We start from the raw sequence: 19,563 nt of genomic DNA on the forward strand, positions 1-19,563 counted from the left end.
TCGTATCAGGCGGCATCAATGTTGAATGTGCCGTCCCCTTCGCGAGCAAGCTCGCTCCCACAGGGTGTGTGGGCTGTTAGAAACTCATGTCGACCTTGGTCCAGAGCGTGCGCCCCGGTTCATTGATCGCTTGCGGGTCGTTGGCCGGGTAGCCGAACCCGGCGTTGCCCGCCAGGTTCAGGTGTTCGGCGTAAGCTTTGCCGAACAGGTTGTCGACGCCGCTGCTGACCTTCCAGTTCTTGTTGATCCGATAGGCACCGTTGAGTGAGAACACGCCGAAGCCGGAACTCTTGTCGTAATCCTTGCCGACCACGTTGCCCTTGTTCTGGTCGATACGGTTTTGCGCGGCAACCACCCTCCACAGTGCGCCGGCGCTCCAGTTGTCTTCGGTATAGGTCAGACCGAAGCGTGCATCCAGCGGCGGCATTTGCGGCAGGGCCGAACCGTCGCTGCTGTTCTTGCCCCAGGCGTAAGCCAGGGTCGCATCGGCTTTCCAGTGGTCGGTGAGTTTGTACGCGGCACCGAGTTCACCGCCCATGATTCGCGCGTCGATGTTCTCGGCGCGCGAGGTGCTCATGCCCATCATTCCCGGGGTGTAATCGAAGAGGATGTAATCGCGGACCACGCCGACGTAACCCGAGGCCCAGGCTTCGAGGTCGGCGCTCTTGTAGTTCACGCCGAAGTCGAACTGCGTGGTCTTTTCCGGTTTGATCGAATCGAACGCGTTGACCGATCCCGCCGGGCCGGACTTGGGCGAAAACAGTTCCCAGTAATCCGGGAAGCGCTGCGCGTGGCCGAGGCCTGCATACAGTGTGGTCGGGCTGTCGGCGAGGTCATGCTCGTAGCGGATGAAACCGCTCGGCAGGGTGTCGGCGCGGGTGTCGTCGGCGGTCGGGTTCGGGCGAGTCATCATTCCCGAACCGGTGGTCTGCCGATAATCCTTGGCCGAAGCGCGGTCGACCCGGGCGCCAGTGATCAGGCGATCACGGTCGGCGGCGTACCAGGTCATTTCGCTGAACACGCCGTAGTTATGGAAATCGGCGTCCTTGCTGTACGGCTGATCCTTGTAGGTATCGATGCCCATGCCGCTGCGCTGGCGGTGTTCGTTGGTCTGCGCGTCGAGGCCGGTGATCAGTTGAATGTCAGCCCAGCGCCAGGTCGCCTTGATCCGTGCGCCAAGGGTGCGGCGGTCGACGTTGGACGCCATCGGCCCCGCCATCATCCCGGTGCCGGACGGCGTGCGCAGGGTGTAGTTGTCCATCACGTGGTCGGCGTAGTTGTAGTAGACCTGCGCTTCGAGTTTTTCCAGCACGTCGGTGATGTTGGATTTTTCGAAACGCAGGCCGAGGCTTTCACGCAGAAACTGCGAACCGTCCATGCCGCGCCCGGCGTAGCGCGCTTCGCCATCGCCTTTGCCGGCAGTGAGTTCGATCAGGGTGTCGGCATCCGGCGTCCAGCCGACCGCGATGTCACCGTTCCACTTGTCGTAACGTGAGGCAACGATGTCGTTATTGCCGTCGCGGTAGTCGTCGGAGTGCGCGGTGTTGCCGATCACCCGCACGTAGCCCAACGGGCCGCCAGCAGCGGCATCGACGACCTTGTCAAAGCGGCCGTGAGAGCCAGCCAGAATGCTTGCGTTCACGCGGGTGCCGAGTTCGCCGAAGCTTTCCGGTTCACGATCGAACAGCACCGTACCCGCCGACGCGCCCGGGCCATACAGCACGGTTTGCGGGCCTTTGATCACGGTGAGTTTGTCGTAGGTTTCCGGCGAGATGTACGAGGTCGGCGCGTCCATGCGCCCCGGGCAGGCGCCGAGCATCATGCTGCCGTTGGTGAGGATATTCAGACGTGAGCCGAACATGCCGCGCAGCACCGGATCACCGTTGGTGCCGCCATTGCGCACCAGCGCAAAGCCCGGAATGGTCTTCAGATAATCGCCGCCGTCGCTGGCCGGCACCGGTTGGCGCGGGTCTTTTGGATTGGTGACGATGGTCAGCGGCGAGCTCGGCGCGATCGCGGTGATCACCGTCGGGCTGAGTTCATCATTGTGGCCGGCGTGGTCGTCGGCCAGCACCAGCGGGGACAGCAGGACGCCGCAAAGGACGGCGGTAGCGTGCCTGAAACGAATCCGCGATTCGTTCAAAGCTAAGGACGCCGGGGCACAACCCGAGCGTGGAACAGCAGCAAACCTGGACATGACAATTTCCATCAAACAGTCGTAAACGACACGGCCGGCAGCCTCAAGCTGTCTTCTCAACCGTGTGCAATCAAAGGTGCGTGTTTACGCGGCGATGGGCGGGGCGCGGCTGCGGGCGCCGGGGAAGAAGGTCTGCCGGGCGTGGCCCAAGCGCGGGGAGGGTGGGGTGAAGGTGTTCAGCGGCGCAATATTGAAGGCAACGAAATCGCCGCCGCCGGTCAGCGCCGGGCAGTTGAACAGCAGGCTGCAATAGCCGCACTTTTCCCACAGCACGTGGTGCGAGGATTGCGGCGGGCAGTGTTCGGCATTTGGTTTCGCGTCATGGTCACTGTGATCCATGCCCGGCATGGCCATCGACATGTCCATGCTCATCGGCATGGACGTCGAGGCGTGTTGATCCATCGGCATCGACTGAGAAATCAGTGGGCCGATGAAGATCATCAACATGGCGAACAGGGCGATCCAGCTGCCGCGGGTCAGGTGTTCAGTCTGACGGCGTTGCAGTGGCGGCCTGGCGCTCAGCGGGCGCATGGGCGGAGTCTGCCGGAAGGCTTACTGAGCGTGCGCGTGGGCCTGCGTGGTTTCCGGTGGCTTCTTCTGCACCGAGACTTCGACGGTGACGTCACCGGCCTTCTCGAAATGCAGGGTCAGCGGGAAGCGTTTGCCGTCGCTGAGCAGGCTGCGATCAGTCGGGTTGAGCAGCATCACGTGATAGGCCATCGGCGCAAACGTCACGTTGCCGCCGGCCGGAATGGCCACGTTCGGCACTTGCTGCATCTTCATCAGATCGCCCTGCATCACGTGCTCGTGCAGTTGCGCTTCGGGGGCGATGGGCGAGTCGACGCTGAGCAGGCGATCATCAGTCTTGCCAGCGTTGTGAATGACGAAATAGGCGGCAACGGTCGGTGCATTCGGCGGCAGCTCTTGCGACCACGGATGGGCGATTTCCAGCGCGCCGGCCTTGTATTCGTGAGCATGGGCAAAGCACGCCGGCAACAGCAGCGCAGCGACGACGATGAGTTTGTTCAACATGGCAGTTCTCCAGAACGATTTGAAACGCAGGTCAATTGCGCGAACAAATCAAACCAGAGGGGAAGCACGGGGATTGAGACTCGGCCATTGCTGGCGCGGAGTCAGTGTTTGCAGAGAAGCGGGCGCGACGCTGCGATTGCTTTCGTAGCGGGCGAAATACAGCTGCGGCGAATGCCCCGGCAGCGCCACCAAGGGCGCCGAGCCTGAGCAACACCAGCAATGCTGCATGTTCGAATGTGTATCGTTGGCCGGGGCTTTCTGATCGCTGGTGCCGATGTTGATCGCCACCATCTTCGTCCCGCTGCCGGTGCAGAAACTGCTCCAGAGCAACTGTTCGGCCGGTGAACTGGCCGCCTGCGCCATCGCCCCGGTCATCGGCATGGCGAGCATGTTGAACAGCACTGCAAAGCAGGCGATCCAGGCAAATGCTAGCCGTTGTCGGTTCATGGGACAGATCCATTGGGTGGGCGATCAGGCGCGGGCTATTTAGCCTGATCAGGGCCGATAAGTAAAAAAGCGTCGTGCGGTTTGGTGTCGCAGCGCTTTCACAGTGTTACGGCATGCAATCGCAAACCCAGAGCCTTCATGACTTTCATGATAGTTGCGAATTCGGGATTGCCAGTGCTACTCAGCGCTTTATAAAGACTTTCGCGGCCCAAACCTGCATCCCGCGCCACTTGTGTCATGCCTTGAGCTCGGGCGATGTCATTGAGTGCTGCACGAATCAGGACGCCATCGCCTTCATCGTCGTCAAAACAGGCATCCAGATATGCCGCCATATCCTCGGGAGTCTTGAGGTACTCGGCGGCGTCAAAACGGGCGAATTCTTCGCTCATGATTTACTCCTCATTTCCGATGTTATGAGCCATCTGCACGGCGCGTTTGATATCTCTTTTTTGTGTCGATTTGTCGCCCCCGATCAGCAGCAGATAAATCACTTCGCCTTTGCGTGTGAAGTACATCCTGTAACCAGGGCCGTAATGAACACGCATTTCATAAACAGTGTCACCGACGAACCCGCAATCACCGAAGTTGCCATTTTCGGCTGTTTTAATTCTGGAGATGATTCGGCCTTTCCCTTTGATGTCTTTCAAGGAGTCGAGCCATTCTGAAAATATGCGGGATCGTTCAAAAGCGATCATGTCGGGATCGTATTCCTTGGGATACAAGCTGGCAAGCCGCTTTTCTTGGCTGTCTGCTTGTCGGGATTAAAGGAACCGAAGTATTGGGGTGAGGATGTAGTGAAAAACAGTCGGCTGCGTCCTCAAAAATTGCAGGTAAATTCGCAAATAAATTCGAAGTCAGGAAAAGTCTGACGTCGTCAGGGCTTCAAGGACTTCAGACGCTGATCGAAATTCCCGATCAACCCCTGGCAACCCCGGTCGCTTCAACACAATCACCGGCACCCCACGCTCACGCGCCACTTCCAGCTTAGGCTCGGTCGCGGTGCTGCCGCTGTTCTTGCTGATCAACACATCGATCTGCCGCCGTTCGAACAGTGCTCGCTCATCCTCCAGCAGAAACGGCCCCCGCGCACCGATCACTTCGCAGCGTTCGTTGCCGGGGTAGACGTCGAGGGCGCGCAGGGTCCAAAACTGATCCTGAGGGATTTCATCGAGGTGCTGCAGCGGTTCACGGCCGAGGGTGAACAGCGGGCGACGAAAGGGTTTGAGGGCGGTTATCAGCTCGGCCCAGTCGCGGACTTCACGCCAATCATCACCGTGCTGCGGCTGCCAGGCCGGACGGCGCAGGGCCCAGCAGGGGATGTCGGTCAGTCGCGCGGCGCTCGCAGCGTTCTGGCTGATCTGTGCGGCATAGGGATGCGTGGCATCGAGCAACAGGTCGATGCCTTCGTCACGAATGAATTGCGCCAGCCCTGCAGCGCCACCGTAACCACCGACGCGTACCTGACAAGTCAGATCCGTCGGCACCCGGCCAACACCGGCGAGGCTGTAAATATGTTGCGGCCCCAGCGTGCGAGCAATCGCCAGCGCTTCCGTGACGCCACCGAGCAGCAAAATCCGCTTCATGCAAAACCTCCGGCCTGCCCGACTATGCCGCCCTGACGATCAATCGCAAACACCTCGACCTGCACCTGTGCGGGCACCACGCTGCGAACGAAATTCAACGCATGTCGACAGACTTCATCACCGAGCGCGATCCCTGCCGCACTGGACATGGCCAGCGCCTGCTGACTGGTATTGGCTTCACGAATGCCTTGCTGCAACGCCTCATCCGCGCCAATCGCCGCCGCCCACTCCGCCAGTTGCGGCAAATCAATACTGGAATGCCGCGAGTGTAGATCCATGTGCCCGGCCGCCAGTTTGCTGATCTTGCCGAAGCCGCCACACAGGCTGAGCTTATCCACAGGCACTTTGCGCAAATGCTTGAGCACGGCGCCGACGAAGTCACCCATTTCGATCAGGGCGATTTCCGGCAGATCGTAGACCCGGCGCATGGTGTCTTCGCTGGCGTTGCCGGTACAGGCGGCGATGTGCAGGTAACCGTTGGTTTTCGCTACGTCGATGCCCTGATGAATCGAGGCGATATAGGCCGCGCAAGAGAACGGCCGGACGATGCCGCTGGTGCCGAGGATCGATAATCCACCGAGGATGCCCAGTCGCGGATTCATGGTTTTCAGCGCCAATGTTTCGCCGCCCTCGACGTTGACGGTGACGTCGAAGCCGCCGCCGTAACCGGTCTCGGCGGCGAGCAATGTCAGGTGATCGCTGATCATTTTGCGCGGCACCGGGTTGATCGCCGGTTCGCCGACACCCAGCACCAGTCCCGGCCGAGTCACGGTGCCCACGCCGGCACCGGCATTGAAGCGAATTCCCGGCTCGCTCAGCAGCCGCACCCGCGAGTAGAGCAGGGCGCCGTGGGTCACGTCGGGATCGTCGCCAGCATCCTTGATCGTCCCGGCCTCGGCGCCGTCATCGGTCAAACGACAGAACTCCAGACGCATCTGCACCTGTTTGCCTTTGGGTAACACGATCTGCACCGCGTCGGCCGAAACCCCGCCGAGCAACAGGCGCGCGGCGGCAAGGCTGGTGGCGGTGGCGCAGCTGCCGGTGGTCAGGCCGCTGCGCAGGGGCGCAGGTTGTTCGGCGGTTTCGTCACGCATCAAGGGGTTTGACCAGATCGAGCAGGGTGATCGGCAGCGCCTGCCGCCAGGTGTCAAACTCGCCGAGCGGCTGCGCTTGGGCGACATGGATGCGCGTCAGCTCGCCACCATAGCGTTCGCGCCAGTTCATCAGGGCGACTTCGCTTTGCAGGGTCACTGCGTTGGCCACCAGACGACCACCGGGCTTGAGGTGTTCCCAACAGGTTTCGAAGACGCCCTCACGGGTCACGCCGCCGCCGATGAAAATCGCATCCGGGCGCTCCAGTCCGGCCAACGCCTGCGGAGCCTTGCCGCGAATCAATTGCAGTCCGGGCACGCCCAAGGCATCGCGGTTGTGCTCGATCAATTGTTGACGGCCGTCATCCGCTTCAATGGCCAACGTGCGGCAACTGGGATGCGCGCGCATCCACTCGATGCCGATCGAGCCGCTGCCGGCGCCGACGTCCCAGAGCAGTTCGCCGGGTGTCGGGGCGAGGCGGGCGAGGGTGATGGCGCGCACATCGCGTTTGGTCAGTTGGCCGTCATGCTGGAAGGCAGAGTCGGACAGCCCGGCCAAACGTGACAGGCGCGGGGCATCGATATCTGCCAGGCACTCGATGGCGATGACATTGAGGTCGGCTATCGGCGCGTCGTCCCAGGCGTCGGCGATACTGTCGATGCGCCGCTCGGCGTCACCGCCCAGATGCTCGAGAACGCTCATGCGACTGGGACCAAATCCGCGCTCACAGAGCAATTGCGCGACCGCCGCCGGACTCTGACCGTCGTTGCTCAGCAACAACAGCCGCACGCCACTGAACAATTGGGCATTGAGCGCCGCCAGCGGTCGGGCCACCAGCGACAGCGTCACCACCTCCTGCAACGGCCAGCCGAGGTGGGCAGCGGCCAGCGAGCACGACGACGGTGCGGGCAGGATCAGCATCTCCTCGCTCGGCACCTGGCGGGCGAGACTGGCACCGACGCCGTAAAACATCGGATCACCACTGGCCAATACGCAGACCGCTTCGCCACGTTGCTCCAGCACCGGCGCGAGGGAAAACGGGCTCGGCCACAACTGCCGCTCACCGCGAATACACACCGGCAGCAAATCCAGTTGGCGCTGGCCACCGACGATCCGCGAGGCGCCCAGCAGGGCACGCCGGGCGTTTTTGCCCAGGCCCTTGAAGCCGTCTTCACCGATTCCCACTACCGTCAGCCAGGGTGACATCTATATTCCTCTAAACACGCCGTTCCGACGGGCAGACTTTTCATGCCAGCGGACAAAGCAGGCATAATACCGCGCCTTCGCCCGCGAAGCGCCTTTCCCACGCAGCCGGTCAGCCCCTTGAACGAACGCCCGATGTCCACCGCCTTACGCCCCTCGGCCTGCCCGGGGTTGCTGCGTATCGTCCAGGCACTGGACGGCGGCATCTGCCGGATCAAGCTCAATGGCGGCTCGATCAGTGCCGATCAGGCTGATGCAGTGGCCGATGCCGCCGAACAGTTCGGCGGGGCTATCGAAGCGACCAACCGCGCCAATCTGCAGATTCGCGGGATCGGCGAGCACTCTGCTGCGCTGATCGAGCGTCTGCTCGCCGCCGGTCTCGGCCCGCGCACGGCGGCCGGTGACGATGTGCGCAATCTGATGCTCAGCCCCGCGGCCGGGATCGACCGACAGATGCACTTCGACACCCGGCCCCTCGCCGAACAGATCCTCGACACGCTGCAAAGCCATCCCCGTTTCCACGAGCTGAGCGCCAAGTTCGCCGTGCAACTGGATGGCGGCGAAGCCTTGGCGATGCTCGAACATCCGCATGATCTGTGGTTGTCAGCATTCGAACGTGATGGTGAAACCTGGCTGGCGTTCGGTCTGGCCGGAAGCCCGACGGAGCGCGCGGTCGGCGCAGTGGCGCTGGAACATGCTCATGCGCTGGTGGTGGCAGTGCTGGAGCTGTTCCTGGCGTTGGCGCGTCCCGAGCAGACGCGCATGCGCCATTTGCTCGACGAATTGCCGATACCAGCGTTTCTGGAACAACTGAGCGCGCGACTGCCGATCAATACGATCGGCCAATGGCAGCGCACAGCCGTTGCGGACGATCTGCACATCGGCGTTCATCGGCAAAATACACCGGACCGGGTGTATATCGGGGCGGTGCCGGCGCTGGGCCGTCTTGACCCGACAATGCTGCGTGGGGCGGCGCAACTGGCCCGCCAGTTCGGCAATGGCAGCCTGCGTTTCACACCCTGGCAAAGCCTGCTGGTGCCGGACGTCAAAGCAAGCGATGCGTCTCAAGTGCTCGAGGGGCTTGAACAACTGAAGCTGCTGACCCGCGCTGCCGAACCCCTTGCACGCCTGATCGCCTGCACCGGCTCCAATGGCTGCGGCAAAGGCCTGGCCGACACCAAGCCGGACGCTCGTCATCTGGCGACGTTGCTGCCCTCGGCCCTCAACGTCCATCTCAGCGGCTGCACGCGCTCTTGCGCCGCCGCCCACTGTGCCCCGGTGACGTTGCTGGCCGTCAGTCCCGGTCATTACGACCTCTATTTTCGCGATGCAACGCTGCCGGGTTTCGGCGCGCTGCACGCACGCAACCTTACTATTGAAGCGGCCGCGACCCTGCTCGCCGCCCGCTCTCGGAGCCCCATTGATGCTTGATTACATCCGCGACGGTCAGGAGATCTATCGCAACTCCTTCGCGATCATTCGCAGCGAGGCCAATCTGGCGCGCATCCCGGCCGATCTGGAGAAACTCGCGGTGCGGGTGATCCACGCCTGCGGCATGGTCGAAGCCGTCGACGGTCTGCAGTTCTCCGAGGGTGCGGGCAAGGCCGGGCGCGATGCGCTGGCGGCCGGTGCGCCGATCCTCTGTGACGCGCGGATGGTCTCCGAAGGCGTGACCCGTGCACGCCTGCCAGCCAACAATGAAGTGATCTGCACCCTGCGCGACGACAGCGTGCCGGAACTGGCCCGCGAGTTGGGCAACACCCGTTCCGCTGCCGCGCTGGAGCTGTGGCGTCCGCATCTGGAAGGCAGCGTGGTGGTGATCGGCAATGCGCCGACGGCGCTGTTCTACCTGCTGGAAATGCTCGACGCCGGCGCACCGAAACCGGCGCTGATTCTGGGCTTTCCGGTCGGCTTCGTTGGCGCCGCCGAATCGAAAGCCGCTCTGGCCGCCGACAGCCGTGGCGTGCCATTCGTGATCATGCAAGGCCGTCTCGGTGGCAGCGCCATGGCTGCGGCTGCGGTCAATGCCCTCGCCACGGAGATCGAATGATGCAGGCTCAAGGACGTTTGATTGGCCTGGGCGTCGGCCCCGGTGATCCGGAACTGATTACCGTCAAGGCCCTGCGCCTGTTGCGCGAATCGCCGGTGGTGGCGTACTTCGTCGCCAAGGGCAAAAAGGGCAATGCGTTCGGGATCATCGAGGCGCACCTGCAAGAGGCGCAGAACCTGCTGCCGCTGGTTTACCCGGTGACCACCGAAGCGCTGCCGGCGCCGCTTTCCTATGAGCAGGTCATCAGCGATTTCTACGACGAAGCCGCCGAAACGGTCGCGGCGCATCTGGATGCCGGTCGCGATGTGGCGGTGATCTGTGAGGGTGATCCGTTCTTCTACGGTTCCTACATGTACCTGCACGATCGCCTCGCCACTCGCTACGAAGCACAAGTGGTGCCGGGCGTGTGCTCGATGCTCGGCGGCGCTTCGGTGCTGGGCGCGCCGTTGGTATATCGCAATCAGAGCCTGTCGGTGCTCTCCGGCGTGTTGCCCCATGAAGAGTTGAAACGCCGACTGGCCGACGCCGACGCGGCGGTGATCATGAAGCTGGGGCGCAACTTCCCGAAAGTGCGTCAGGTGCTGGAAGAACTCGGCCTGGCAGAACGCGCGTTGTACGTCGAGCGCGCGACCATGGCCAATCAGAAGATCGTGCCGATGGATCAGGTCGAGCCGATGTCGTCGCCGTACTTCTCGCTGATCATCGTGCCGGGCGAACGGTGGCAAGGCTGATGACTCAATCCACCCCCGCCATCGTCATTCTCGGTCAGGGCAGCCTGGCCACCGCGCGGCGCATTCAGCAGGTCTATCCGGCGGCGCAGATCCACGGCCTCGCCGGGCGCGTCGAAGGCGCCGATTGCACGTATCAGGAATTCGGCGCGATCTTGCGCGCGCTGTATCAGCAGGACACGCCGATCATTGCCTTGTGCGCGGCCGGCATCGTCATCCGCACGCTGGCGCCGCTGCTGCTGGAAAAGGGCGCTGAACCTGCGGTGCTCGCCGTGGCCGAAGACGGCAGCGCCGTGGTGCCGTTGTTGGGGGGGCTCGGCGGGGTGAATGTCATGGCGCGGGACATCGCTGCCGGGCTGCAAGTCGCCGCAGCAATCACCACCAGCGGCGAGCTGCGTTTTGGTACGTGCCTGCTCAATCCGCCGAGCGGTTACGCACTGGGCGATCTGGAGCTGGGCAAGCGTTTTGTCTCCGATCTGTTGGCCGGTCACAGTGTGCGCATCGAAGGCGCGGCGCCGTGGCTGGAACAGGCGCAATTGCCAGAAAATCCGCAGGCACAGCGCTCGATTCATGTCGGCAGTGCCGCGCGTGAGGCGAGTGCCAGTGAGCTGCTGATCTATCCACGCAGCGTGGCGGTAGCGGTGAGTGCGGAAACATCAGACCTGGCGGATGCCGTTCGCAGCGCGTTGCAGCAGGCAAAAATTGCCGTGCAATCGCTGGCCTGTCTGCTGGCCAGCGAGACGCAAATGGCTTCGCCCCTTTTGCGTGAAGCGGCGCTTGAACTGGGTGTGCCGCTGCGCTTTGTCGCGGCGCAAAGCGATATCGAAACCCTGGCGCGCGTCGCAGTGCCAGCGGCAACGGTCCTGACTGGCCACGGCATGGCAATCGCGGTTGCCGAGCAGCCTTTGGAGGTTTCCAGCATTGGCCGGCCACGCGGTCGTCTCGCCGTGATCGGCCTCGGCCCCGGCGCTGCCGAGCTGATGGTGCCAGCAGTGAAAGCCGAGCTGGCCCGCGCCACCGATGTGCTCGGTTACGAAACTTACGTGCGCATGGCCGGGCCGTTTCGCGACGATCAGGTGCAGCACTGCACCGACAACCGCGAAGAGATGCAGCGCGCCCGTCACGCCTTCAGGCTGGCCGCCGAGGGGCGCTCGGTGATTGTCGTGTCCTCGGGTGATCCGGGTGTGTTCGCCATGGCTGCGGCAGTGCTCGAAGCCTTGCACGAGTCCACGGATCCGGCGTGGCACAGCGTCGATCTGGAAATCCTTCCGGGCGTTTCCGCTTCGCTGGCCACCGCCGCGCAAGCCGGAGCGCCGCTGGGGCATGACTTCTGCGTGATGTCGCTGTCGGACAACCTCAAGCCTTGGTCGATCATCGAAAAGCGTCTGGATCTGGCCGCCGAAGCGGATCTGGCGTTGGCGTTCTACAACCCGATCTCGCGTGCACGTCCGTGGCAACTGGGCCGGGCGCTGGAGATTGTCGCGCAGCATCGCACACCGCAAACACCGGTGGTGTTGGGTCGCGACATCGGTCGTCCCGGCCAGACTCTACTCACCACGACACTGGGCGCATTGACCCCTGAGCAAGTGGACATGCGCACCATGGTGCTGATTGGTTCGTCCACCACCTGCACATTTGCGCGTGCCAGCGGCGGTGATTGGGTTTACACGCCGCGCTGGTACGGCGAAAAGCCGCTTTCCTGAGTGCCGAGCCGAGGCAAGTTGTAAACAAGTTGCCTCGGTGTGACATCAAGTCGAAATTCATTACCGGACGATTAAGTTTAAATTACGGCGGTGCATCCGTTGGGAGTGCCGCTTCGTTTGTTTATCGAACGACGGGTCATGCGTCTGTTTGTTACCGAATCATGCGCGGAATCAACTGGTCTGTTGTTTGATGTTTCTTGGGAAATTATTTGAGTTTTGTGCTTTTTGAAGTTACCCCGCGGGCAGACTAACTTCGTCGAGGATTCTCTCAATGAATAAAGGATGAAGTCTGATGGGTGTCATGGAGCAATATGTTGACGAGTTTAATTTTATATCCGCCGACGAATACTCCGCGTTAAAACGCGCATTCAAGGCGTTTTCCGCTTCTGCCGAATATGCAACGTTGGTGACGCTTTACGAGCAGGCCGGCCAAGCCACGAGCCTCTCTGAAAAGCTGCAAGTTGTAACACTCTTTCTGGAAAATTTTGAACGCTTGGCAAAGCGTAACTCAGCGTCGCCCGCGATAGCGTTGATCGATACCGTCGAAGAAAAATTGCGCGATTACACAGCCCGCTTGACCGGCACGGTAAACATGCTCAGCGACGTACCCAGACCGATACCCGCAATCATGCACTTTGTCTGGGTGGGTGGCAGTGAGGTTGGCAATATCCAGCGCGATTACATGAACATCTGGCGTCAGGTGCTGGCTGCCGAGAATTACCAGTTCAATCTCTGGTACGACAGCGATGCGTTACTGGCTTTCGAAATGAATCGGGTTATATCCGACAGCGCCAGAGTTGCTGCGATGGAGTCTGGCGGGGACACCGTGACCAACCCCGATGAACTTGCAAAGATGATCGAAGATCGTGCGCGTGTATTGAAGCGTGAGATGTTCGAGTACCTGCAACAACCGCAATGGCACGGGAAAGCTGATCAGGCCCGGATCGACCTGATGGTGCGTGCTTACGGCAAGGATCGCACGACGCTGGAAGCCTTTCGTCAACGCTGCCTGCAAAGCCATCAGCAAATGGCCGGCAGCGACTTGCAGTTGCGTGATGTTCGGCGGGAGTTCGCCGGGCATTTTCTACAGGACGTCTATCAACGCGAAGTATCAATGCGCGGTAACTTTGCGGCGGCAAGTGACGTTGTTCGCTTGCAGACCGAATATGCCGAAGGCGGGCGTTACAGTGACATGGATTACTTGCCGCCGCTGGCTGACAGACTGGGCGGTGTCGACATCAGCGGTTTCAGTGACGAGCAACGGCTGGGGGTGTTGCAGCTTTTGCTCAATCATGATGACGCGTTGATGCCCGGTCGCGATCGCCTGCGCTACAGCGATCACACGGATGCATTGCCTGCTGCACATCGGGAGGCACTGCTGGTCTTTGCCCGCAGCAAGCCCGGCGTCGAGCCTATATTTGTCGCGCCGCGTGAAGTCCACAGCCCGCAACATGGCCTGCGTATGGGCGCGCAATTCAGCAGAGATATGAACGCTTATCTGTTGGCACAACCGCAAAGCGAGATGACGCTCGCGGTCATGCAATTGATCCGGTTCAACTATGACTGCCTCCAGGCCGTTGAACAGTCTGCCGTCGCTTCGTCGGTAGACTGGTCACAGACTGAACGATTGCTCGACGTCATAGAAAACGTCATGAACGAGAAAATCGAGCAGGGGCAACTGACGCGCACGCTGCAGGATTTTCTGGGCAAGTTGAGCGAGGCCATTTTCAATTACTACCGTGACGGCATTCGCGTCGGAGCGCGCGGCACCATTGCGCTTACCGGGCCCGGTGCGGCGGTTACCGGGTTGAGAAATTATGTCGAGACTCACCTCCTGCCGCACAACGAGATTACGGTTCAGGAGCACTTGCGCCTGGCCGAGGGTTACAACGTGCAGACCGAGGAGGAAGCGATCTCCGGTTGGACCGTCAATGACGACGCGGAGCAATGGCTGGCCAAAGAGCACGAAAAGTGGAAAACCGGCACACTGAAATCACGCTACACCGGCCAACTGGCGGATCTGCTTCAGCTGCAACAGACGCTGACGTTTAAACAAGGCTGGCCTGTAGTCGGCGGTAAAGCGGTGCTGCTGACGTCGGTTCTGCAACAACTGATGGATGATCTGGGTGAGCCCTTTGTGCGAGCCATGAGGGACAAGCTCAGCGGTGACATCACCTTCACCCAACCGTTTTCCATCGGCTTCGATAATCGTCAGTTGATCCTTGCGCAACCTGTGCGTGAACTGCCCAATTCGCAGGGTGCCGAATCCTCAAGCAACCTCAACGAACTGCTCAGCCGCATTGCCCATGATTCCCTGCCGCTGGAACAACTCAGCCCGTTAGTGCGCGTCATGCTCGGGGGGATTTTCGGGGCGACAAGTCTGGACGAGGCGAGTTTTGCCAGCGTCTGGCAAACCGTGCGCGACCTCGCTGTCGACACTGACGGCGACGGAACTTTCGCTCGTTATGATGCGCTTGAAAAAGCCCTGCGTCAGCGGCAGTCGCCCGCCTTCGAGGCCGCGCTGGCGCGTGGACAGGTGCATGGCCTGCTGACGGCCCGCGAACTCAAGGTTCAGGCACTGTTTGAACCACTGACCTTGCGGCAATGGGGCGAACGCATCGGGCAGATCACGCGCACGGCGCAAGATGAATACCGTGCGCGGATTCTCCAGCGCAGCGCGCAGGTGCGCGAGATGTTCTTCGCGGCCGGCGCGACCTCGGCCCGGCAGCTGTCGCAGGATTTGCTGATGCACACGCCCAGTGATCCGGGGCGTCGGTGTTATCCGCTGGCGTTGCTGATGGGGGCAGCGGTGGCTGCCGGCGAGTCGGCCGAACGGACATTGGTGGGGCATGTCGCCACGGCCAACGTCAACCATCAGCAACCGAGTTCACAGGCATTGCTCAGTGCGTTGAGTGAACTGCGGGCCTTGCCCACCAGCGCTATTGGTGAATCCCGCGGCTTGCAGAGTCTGGGCTCGGTCATCCAGACACTGGAGGCGAAAAGTGCGGCTACCGTCCTGTTGCTCGACACCGGCGATCACGCCTTGCTGGTGGCCAAAGTGCAGACAGGAGGGCAATTCGTCTACCGGTTCTACGACCCGAACTTTGCCATTTATGCGTTCGCCGAAGGCACGCAGGTGAAACTTGGCATTGAGCGTTATCTGAGTGCAGGCGACAGTGCCCTGGCCAGGCTCTACGGTCTGGGCGAGATGGGCGGGGCGCGATTCAACGTGATCGAGTTGGACACCGAGGCGATGGCAGCCCGCAAGCTGTCGACGGGGTTGCGTCTGGACAGTTTTTTGCGCATTCCTTCGAGTGATTCACGCCGTGTCCCGGTCTGGGCAAAACAGGCCGTGGCGCGCCAGCGTTCGCTCGGCGAAAACGCGCGGATGGGGGCCAGCCTGGCACAGGTGGATGCGCGCTATTGGGCGCAGGCGTTTGATCAGGCCATGCAGCGGTTGCGCCGTGAACACTCGCTCGGGCGTGAATATTTGCCGTTGCTGGAAACGGTCAAGTCTCAGGCGGACGGCGGCTTTTCGCTGACGTTGGTCGATGCACAGAATCCGCAGCAAGTGCGAACAGTGACCACTGCCGACCCGCGCTTCACTCAGCTCAAGCAGCATTTGCATCAGCGGATGAAGGCAGGCAAACCGAGTGCTCCGGCCGAGGCGGATGGAGGCAGTCGCTTGAGTTTCGCCTTTGCGATCCAGACACTGATCAGTGAAATGCGCCATCGTGAACACCAGGTCGGTGATCCGTTGCCAGCCTTGTCGATTGCGTTGCAGATCCAGGTTTACGTCAGCTATGCGCAGTTGGGTTTTGGCGTACTCAGCGATACCGCGCAGATGATCAACCTGGTGCGGCAAGCGGTGGCCAGTGAACAGGCGCTGGTCTTGCGCCAGTCGTCGTTGTCCGGCGGTGTGCTCGGTCGCGCGGCAACGGGTGTTGGTTTTGCGTTTTCGCTGGTCAACATCGGCTTCGACATTTACAACCTGTCAGTGGCGCAAAATCACGAGCAGCGCTCGCGGTTCTCCACGTCTCTGGCGTTCAACGCAGTGGCGTTGGGAGTGGATGTTGTGGCATTGGCGGCAGGCGGAACGGTTGGCGCTGCGGCGGCTTTTCTGTCTGTGCCGTTGCTCGGTATCGGCATAGGAGCCACGGCCATCGCCAGCAATCTTGGGCAGATTGCCGACAAGGCAACGGCCGTTGGCAATCATTTGCGAGCCATCCATAACGCCTACAAACCGGGCGCTTTCACTGTCGCAGAAGGGGTGTTGCAGTTCCCGCCAGAAGCGGTGATCACTCACCTGGATCTGCAGGAACGGCGTGTTCGTTTTGACAGCCAGCGCTTTTATCCGTGGGGCGGCGGCGCACTCGAATTGCCGCAATACAACGATGATCCGCAGCAGATACACCGTTCCCTCAATATCCGGCAGGCTTTTGGTCTCGCCGGGAGCACTGCGCTGAACTTCCAGGAGGCTGCTGCACTGCATACCGTGGTGCTGCCCTGCACACCGCTCTGCTATTACGGCTACGAATATCAACTGGGAGGCGCGGGCTATGTGTACGAGCCATTGCCGGGAGAGCGGGTCGAGCCTCGTAGCACCAGTGAAATGCCTAAGCCAGACTGGTACTCGTATTTCAATCCGTTCACGGCACTGGGCGATACGCTGACGAGCCATCTGGATAAGCGTATCCACACACGCTATCCACAATTGCGCAACAGTGCGGCGGACAAGCTGGAATACGACAAGCAGGGTAAACGGCGCTTTTATCTGCACAGTACGCCGTCGCTCAAGCACATCCTCTACAAACTGCATTCGGTCTACAAACCGACAACGATCAGCGTGGTGCTGGACGAGCAGGTGCGCCAACTGGCGGTGCCGACCTTGCCGATGGAGTGCCAGCAAAAGCTGTCCTACGAAATCAGCGCCACGTCAGAACGCTGCCAGCTTCGTCTGACGCCGGGACTGAAAACCGTGAAATTCAATGGAGCGACCCAATGGCTGGTGCATGCCCCTTGGGCCAGCATCGAGCAAGTCAGCTTTGATGACGTACCCATGTTGGATGACGGCGCCCCGCAGACATACCTGGCGGGGCGTCAACTGACGGTCGACGGTATCGTGCTGTCGGCATTCGAGGGGCTGATCGAACTGGCCGGGGGAGAGTTGTTTCAACTGGACTGGCAGCGTCAGGCGCTGGACCTGGTTTCCATCACTCTCGACGATGATAAAACCATTGCGCGTGATGTCCTTGCCCGTCTCCGCCAGCGAAACCATGAGGGGCGCCTGGGCACGGGTTACGTCACGCTTCACCGGTTCAGGGTGCCATTCAATCCGGCCAGCCACGCTGTGCGCACAACAGCCTTTTACGACATCGCTCAAAAACGTTTGTTATTTGCCCGCGATCTGCCGCGTGAAGTCAACGATGGCCTGATGCTGGGCGCCGCCAACGCTGCTCATGCGTGGTTTTATCATCCCGACCATGCCACGGTCTGGCGGGTCGATGTGATCACCGGCCTGGTCGTGCATCGTTATCGGTTACTGAGTGTGGAACCCGGTACGAAAATCAGCGCTTTTGGGCAACTGGCGGACGGCACTCTGCGAGTTTCGCAGCAGTTGGTTGAACAAGCATCCATGAACGTGCGCACGACACTGGAATTCCATCTGACTGATCGCGAAGTGACGCTGACGGATATCCACATGTGGTCACCGGGTCTGGAAAACTCTTTCCTCAAGCCCGAGGAGGGGACGAGAATCGGGTTTTTCCGCCATCGCCAGAAACAACGTCGTCCCTACGCAGACGAGACGCCGGGCATGGCTTCGCCCATCAGCACCTGGACCTACGCGCCATACATTCATGCTCGTGCCTGGTCCTTCGGTCAGCTGCTTGAGCGGGCATGGATTGCCGCGCATCACGACAGGTATTTCCGGGCTGGCACCGAGAGTGACGCGGACAGGGTGATGTTGATGCCTCGATCCTCTGATCCCGCCGCTGCGCTGCTGTTTTACAGCCGGCAAAGTCAAATGCTCAGTCATGGCATCGAGCTGGGTGACAACGTGCCGTGGCACAAGGCGCTTGCGAAAGGTGTGATCGATGTTACGCGGGTTGGCGAAAGCTTTCTGGCCACCCAAGACGATGGGCGACTGTTCGAAATCGACCTCGACGCCAAGGACGACAATTGGCTGTCCGAGCTTGATAGAGAGGTTCTGAAGTTTGTCGGTCTCGGCCAGCGTTGGCTGCAACAAAACCCCGATTGGCTGGCGGCATTACCGGCGCTTGCCAAGGAATACAGCCACGCCGCGTTTGCCATCATCGGCCTTCGTGCGCAAGTGGGTCAGACGTTTCTGCCCGTATGGTGTATTGACGAAAAGCTTGTGCTGATGGACACCATGAGTAACCAGGAGCTGACGTTGCTGGGGCTGACGCCCGACCGGCAGGCCGTTTGGCTGTTTGATGTTTCTTCCGGACAACTGTGGCGCCAGACGCTGGTCGCTCTCGAGCAGATGCGCACGGCGTTCGGCAACGGCAGCGTGTTGCTGCATCGCCAAGTGTTGCCACAGGCCGAGCGAGTCTGGGCGTCGTGGGCGTTTTGCGAGGTGCTGCCGCATGGCGACGGGCTGCTCGGGCGCACCCGCGAAGGTGTGACGCTGCAACTGCAGGATCAGCAACCGGCGCGAATTGTCAGCATGGAAAACCGCTGGTCATACGTCCCTGACCAGACGCCTGCGCAATTGCAGGAGCGTTTAAAACAGCGGCTGGACGGGCAAGACCATGCCGCGTTTCTCCCCGTCGAAAATACTGGCAATCGTTACCAATACTACGTGCCGAAGCTCGATCGACTATTCGAGGTGTCTGCTCGCAACGATGGAAAATGGGCGACGTTCCTCGGCACGCGCGATGCGGCCAATCCGCTGCTGTTCGACCCGATTGACCAATTGCTCTTCAGCGCCGGAACGGTCGATGGCGTCTGGTTGCCGGGTAGCTACGCCCACCGTGACGAGGAGGTCATGCTGCTGGAAGTGAGTGATGACCTCACCGAGGTGCAGCCATTGCTTCCTGACAATATCGAAAGGTTGATTCTGACCTTTGGTTCGCGCACAGAGGGTTATCGGGTATCGGCCGCAGCCTGGCAGCGTCTGGATTGCATCGTTGTTGATGTACGGCGCCCTTCCGGGGAGCAGGAGACGGAACCTGGCCTGTTGGTGCTGGATATGCCTGAGTGTGGGCATTGGCTGATGTCGCGGGTCGATAGCCATCTGCTACTCGCCGATCCGGACAATGGGCACAGTCTGATCGTTCGCGGGATCGAGGAGCAGGGTTCTTGCGAGCTGGCTGTCAAAATCGCTGGCCGGGAGTACCTGTGCGCATTCGAACAATGGTCGAAGGCCTTTGCGACCGGGCAGGGCAATGACGCAACTGCCAGCCTGGCGGTGGTGGCTGAACATTTGCCCTGACCGGTAAATTGGTCTGAAAACCAAAACGCCTCTTCGGAGGCGTTTTTTTGCACTAAGTATGCGGGCAGTCGT

14 protein-coding genes are annotated in these 19,563 nt (G+C 61.0%); 5 read left to right on the forward strand and 9 right to left on the reverse strand.

All coding sequences use genetic code 11. The features are described from left to right. Window positions 1-76: 76 nt before the first annotated feature. From FGA82_RS01440 to cbiE, 9 genes are all read right to left on the reverse strand, one after another. On the reverse strand, window positions 77-2,197 hold the full coding sequence (locus FGA82_RS01440; RefSeq protein WP_141125776.1) for a TonB-dependent copper receptor: 2,121 nt from the start codon (window positions 2,195-2,197) through the stop codon (window positions 77-79). 84 nt (window positions 2,198-2,281) lie between these two features. After that, window positions 2,282-2,728: a DUF2946 domain-containing protein gene (locus tag FGA82_RS01445; protein ID WP_141125777.1), complete on the reverse strand. Its 447-nt coding sequence runs from the start codon at window positions 2,726-2,728 to the stop codon at window positions 2,282-2,284. 21 nt (window positions 2,729-2,749) lie between these two features. Continuing rightward, complete coding sequence (locus FGA82_RS01450; protein ID WP_141125778.1) at window positions 2,750-3,229, reverse strand: copper chaperone PCu(A)C; 480 nt, start codon at window positions 3,227-3,229, stop codon at window positions 2,750-2,752. 48 nt (window positions 3,230-3,277) lie between these two features. Further along, window positions 3,278-3,676 (reverse strand): DUF2946 domain-containing protein, encoded by a 399-nt coding sequence (locus tag FGA82_RS01455; RefSeq protein ID WP_141125779.1) that lies wholly within the window; start codon window positions 3,674-3,676, stop codon window positions 3,278-3,280. A gap of 98 nt (window positions 3,677-3,774) precedes the next feature. Beyond that, the gene (locus FGA82_RS01460; RefSeq protein ID WP_077570750.1) at window positions 3,775-4,065 is read right to left on the reverse strand and encodes an addiction module antidote protein; all 291 of its coding nucleotides are present in this window, start codon (window positions 4,063-4,065) and stop codon (window positions 3,775-3,777) included. 3 nt (window positions 4,066-4,068) lie between these two features. Beyond that, window positions 4,069-4,371 (reverse strand): type II toxin-antitoxin system RelE/ParE family toxin, encoded by a 303-nt coding sequence (locus tag FGA82_RS01465; RefSeq protein WP_122606498.1) that lies wholly within the window; start codon window positions 4,369-4,371, stop codon window positions 4,069-4,071. Window positions 4,372-4,530: 159 nt separating this feature from the next. Beyond that, window positions 4,531-5,259, reverse strand: a complete 729-nt coding sequence (locus FGA82_RS01470) for a cobalt-precorrin-6A reductase (protein ID WP_141125780.1) — start codon at window positions 5,257-5,259, stop codon at window positions 4,531-4,533. Then, window positions 5,256-6,353 carry a cobalt-precorrin-5B (C(1))-methyltransferase gene (locus FGA82_RS01475; protein WP_141125781.1) on the reverse strand — a complete coding sequence of 366 codons (1,098 nt, stop codon included), beginning with the start codon at window positions 6,351-6,353 and terminating at the stop codon, window positions 5,256-5,258. Before FGA82_RS01475 ends, FGA82_RS01470 begins: the two co-directional genes overlap by 4 nt. Further along, on the reverse strand, window positions 6,346-7,557 hold the full coding sequence (cbiE, locus tag FGA82_RS01480; RefSeq protein ID WP_141125782.1) for a precorrin-6y C5,15-methyltransferase (decarboxylating) subunit CbiE: 1,212 nt from the start codon (window positions 7,555-7,557) through the stop codon (window positions 6,346-6,348). Before cbiE ends, FGA82_RS01475 begins: the two co-directional genes overlap by 8 nt. Window positions 7,558-7,689: 132 nt before the next feature. Here cbiE and cobG point away from each other — a divergent pair, with 132 nt between their 5' ends. The 5 genes from cobG to FGA82_RS01505 all read left to right on the forward strand — a co-directional run bounded on the left by cobG (window position 7,690) and on the right by FGA82_RS01505 (window position 19,491). Beyond that, window positions 7,690-8,985 (forward strand): precorrin-3B synthase, encoded by a 1,296-nt coding sequence (gene cobG, locus FGA82_RS01485; RefSeq protein WP_283242287.1) that lies wholly within the window; start codon window positions 7,690-7,692, stop codon window positions 8,983-8,985. Further along, window positions 8,978-9,604, forward strand: coding sequence for a precorrin-8X methylmutase (locus FGA82_RS01490; protein ID WP_115985456.1), 627 nt, complete (start codon window positions 8,978-8,980; stop codon window positions 9,602-9,604). Before cobG ends, FGA82_RS01490 begins: the two co-directional genes overlap by 8 nt. Continuing rightward, window positions 9,601-10,335, forward strand: coding sequence for a precorrin-2 C(20)-methyltransferase (locus tag FGA82_RS01495; protein WP_008078151.1), 735 nt, complete (start codon window positions 9,601-9,603; stop codon window positions 10,333-10,335). Before FGA82_RS01490 ends, FGA82_RS01495 begins: the two co-directional genes overlap by 4 nt. Beyond that, the gene (gene cobJ / locus FGA82_RS01500; protein ID WP_141125784.1) at window positions 10,335-12,035 is read left to right on the forward strand and encodes a precorrin-3B C(17)-methyltransferase; all 1,701 of its coding nucleotides are present in this window, start codon (window positions 10,335-10,337) and stop codon (window positions 12,033-12,035) included. The genes FGA82_RS01495 and cobJ overlap by 1 nt, the downstream gene beginning before the upstream one ends. A 493-nt stretch (window positions 12,036-12,528) precedes the next feature. Beyond that, on the forward strand, window positions 12,529-19,491 hold the full coding sequence (locus tag FGA82_RS01505) for a TcdA/TcdB pore-forming domain-containing protein (protein ID WP_249384206.1): 6,963 nt from the start codon (window positions 12,529-12,531) through the stop codon (window positions 19,489-19,491). The last annotated feature ends 72 nt before the right edge of the window (window positions 19,492-19,563 follow it).

This window comes from Pseudomonas fluorescens (assembly GCF_005938625.1).
Taxonomy (GTDB): Bacteria; Pseudomonadota; Gammaproteobacteria; order Pseudomonadales; family Pseudomonadaceae; genus Aquipseudomonas; species Aquipseudomonas fluorescens_BD.